Annotated in this window: 5 protein-coding genes; all 5 read left to right on the forward strand. The window is 37.5% G+C overall.

Annotated features, from left to right (window positions below):
• Nucleotides 1–105: 105 nt before the first annotated feature.
• The 5 genes from FC65_RS09815 to FC65_RS09835 all read left to right on the forward strand — a co-directional run bounded on the left by FC65_RS09815 (nt 106) and on the right by FC65_RS09835 (nt 2,624).
• Nucleotides 106–297, forward strand: coding sequence for a hypothetical protein (locus tag FC65_RS09815; RefSeq protein WP_337589441.1), 192 nt, complete (start codon nt 106–108; stop codon nt 295–297).
• Nucleotides 287–505 carry an IS66 family insertion sequence element accessory protein TnpB gene (tnpB, locus tag FC65_RS11925; protein ID WP_010499747.1) on the forward strand — a complete coding sequence of 73 codons (219 nt, stop codon included), beginning with the start codon at nt 287–289 and terminating at the stop codon, nt 503–505. The genes FC65_RS09815 and tnpB overlap by 11 nt, the downstream gene beginning before the upstream one ends.
• Nucleotides 506–631: 126 nt before the next feature.
• Nucleotides 632–961: a MazG nucleotide pyrophosphohydrolase domain-containing protein gene (locus FC65_RS09825; RefSeq protein ID WP_010499750.1), complete on the forward strand. Its 330-nt coding sequence runs from the start codon at nt 632–634 to the stop codon at nt 959–961.
• Between the two features lie 96 nt (nt 962–1,057).
• Nucleotides 1,058–2,116 (forward strand): baeRF6 domain-containing protein, encoded by a 1,059-nt coding sequence (locus tag FC65_RS09830; protein WP_056972536.1) that lies wholly within the window; start codon nt 1,058–1,060, stop codon nt 2,114–2,116.
• Between the two features lie 136 nt (nt 2,117–2,252).
• Nucleotides 2,253–2,624: a hypothetical protein gene (locus FC65_RS09835; protein WP_056972538.1), complete on the forward strand. Its 372-nt coding sequence runs from the start codon at nt 2,253–2,255 to the stop codon at nt 2,622–2,624.
• Nucleotides 2,625–3,098: the final 474 nt, after the last annotated feature.

Genomic DNA, 3,098 nt, shown 5'->3' on the forward strand with positions numbered 1-3,098 from the left:
GCTGAATGCAACTCTTTAAAGTCATTTAAGAGTAAGCACGTAATAACAGACCGGCTATAATTACGCACTTCAGTGCGATAGAATCACTTTATCAAATATGATGAGGTGATTTTTTTGAATAATGACCAAGAAATTGTCCAAGTGAAATTGGATCAACCAAAAAATTATCAGGCCGCCACTACCAGCAAAGCTTTTCAAATGAAGTTAGGTGAAAATAAGACTGTTCTTGTCTACAACCGAATTAATAACTACATTCTGGATGCATTATTAAAGGCGGTGTTTAGGGATGATCGTTGATATGAAACAACTTCACGGTATTTATTTGGTATGTGGCAGGACCGATTTGCGACGTGGAATTGACGGATTGGCTACCGTTGTCAGCCAGCAGTATAGTCTTGATCCATACAGTAAATCGCTATTTAGGAAGAGAATTCATAGTTCACTGGGCTACCAGACCCCCTTACAAGTTGAAATTGCAACACTTACGAGCCAAATGGCCGCCTGATTTAATGCTTTCCAGGGTTCAAATAAGTTATTAATCGCGATTAATGATTTATTTGAGCTGTGGAAGGTAAACGCGGTTCTGAATGTCTCTTAAAATCTGTCTCAAANTATCACGGAGGAATTGTGGATGAATTTAAAAGATCATGAAAATTGGTTAGTAGACTTTTACAAACAACGAGATTGGTATAAGTACACTCCTCCAGTTAGGCTAAATTATTTGACCGAAGAGGTTGGTGAACTGTCAAGAGCAATCCGTTCAATTGAATTCGGTCGCGATCATCCAGGTGAGCGCAAGCTATCAACCTGTGAAAAGTTTGATAACTTAAACGAAGGACTTGCAGACGTCATTGACCAAGTACTGATAATTTGTAGTCAATACGACATTGACCCCACATCCTTAATGGAATATAGCGAGCGGAAGCTAAATAAACGTTTCGAATCAAATCAAGGTGCTTAATGGAAAGTTGCTACGGTAGGCATCAGACTCATTTGACCCTCCCTACTCACTTTTTTGTTATAATAAAGTTATACAAACAAAAGGAGCGTGACATAAATGACAAAACTAATTACACTGAAAAACTTGCCGAAGACACTGACTCCGAATGAAGATGTACTCACCTTGAGTATTAATTTAAATAAATTAAAATACCAACAAGATGAGCGTCTGCACTTAAAGAGTGCGCTTACAGAAATTAAAAAATATTCTATGGAACACCCTGAGTTAAACTATAAAGAGCTTGAACGTCAGGTAGACAACTTGATTGATCAGAACCTACCATACCAAGGGATAACGTTATTCATTCAAGGTAATACTTTAGAGTTGTTCGTTTTACCACGGACAACTGTTGACGAAGTAAAGTTAACAATTAGCAAATCTCCCGACTTACTATCTATTTTACGTGAGCAACCAAACAAGATGTATTACTTGTTAGCGTTAGAGGGAACATCATTCAGACTATTCAAAATTGTTGATAAAACAGTTGCACCCGTGAAATTAGATGCAGACGCCCCAACCGACCTAGTGGAAACATTAGGATCAGAAAAACGTGGTGGTGAACTTAACTCTATTGGTCAAGGTGGTTCAACAACTTTCCATGGCCACAATGAAACAAGCAAGGAAAAACAGATTGATTTAGAGCGTTACTACCGCGAAATCAATAAGTATCTGGTTGCAACTATTGACTTAACTGTTCCAATCGTCTTAATGGGATTACCTAAAAATCTGGCATTATTCAAACGAATTTCAGAAAAGCTGTCTCTATCTGAAATTCAAATTAGCAAATCCCCAACGGACTTAACAAATGCCCAAATTGAAAAGACCACTAGCAACGAAATCAGTGAACAAGAGGTTGAAACAATCACTGACGATGTTGCTGCCATTAATAACAAGCGGGTATTAACTGACACAGCTGAAATTGACCAAGCAATTGATACAAACCAACTAAACAAGCTGATTGTTAACGTTGGTAACCTATCCAATAGCGTCGATGACCACCTATACAATGACATCAACCGAATTATCTCTCGTGCCTTAAAGATTAACAGTCAGGTGGTTGTTCTTAAACAAGAAGAACCACAATCACCAGCCTTATTGGAAGCAACAACTTATTAATCAAAAAGCTCACAGAACAGCCCCGTTTAGGCGTGCTCTGTGAGCTTTTCGATGACTTGCGAAAACCACCAAAAAATAAGAAGCAATTATCGACCGCACTAAAGAGTTAACAGATGAGTTAATCCAAATCTTTCCGATGCCAAACATCAAAGAAGTTAATGAAGAAGAAATTACTGGTGAGTACACAATTGATCAGACAGTTGATGTGACGGGTAAAGCCCCTGTTCAAATAACAATTAATGAAAACGAATATCCAGTAAAAACATGGAAAAAAATGTTGAAAATCTTCCTCAATGATCTTTGGAATAGGGATAGTCTTAATTATGATCGGATTAAAGAAAACGATCAGATAAGTCGAATGCTCTTTAGGCCTCACAACGCACCGGCCACGCTTGAAAATGGTACCGTAATCGAAACAAATTTCTCCGCTTCGGTTATTCTAGCCATTATTGCCAAGATTTCTGAGATTTGTGATATTACAGACCAAGTCTCATATACGGTGAAATAATGTATGTGAGTACCTTCTGAGGCAGAAACGGCTATCAAAGAAGGCGGTCCTGATAATCTTTGGCTGGATCAAAGCACACAGATTGTCATAGAAGATAAAAATCGACGAACTAGTGATGAAATTTTTAAAGGTGATGTAGAACAAATAACTACATCTTCGAATTGGTTTGCGGAAAAATATCAGAGTCAAACTTTCTACTCCGTTATTTTCCACCCCTCTGTCATCTTTGCTTCAGATGCACATACCAACTTTAAAGTTCATGTAGTTTCTGAAAGTAAGCTCCAATTGTTAAAAGAAGCAATATATAAACTTGCAGTTGGAATATGCCAGGAATCATTGAACTACTGGAGTGCTAAAAATCTCCAAAATTTATTTTGTGACACAAAACTATTAAAGCATTCGTTCATTTCCACCTACACAGTACCTGCCAAAAAAAATTAATGATATAAGAAAGCTTTTATGTATGATTAGCCA

Origin of the sequence: Ligilactobacillus acidipiscis DSM 15836, assembly GCF_001435755.1 — a bacterium.
Taxonomy (GTDB): Bacteria; Bacillota; Bacilli; order Lactobacillales; family Lactobacillaceae; genus Ligilactobacillus; species Ligilactobacillus acidipiscis.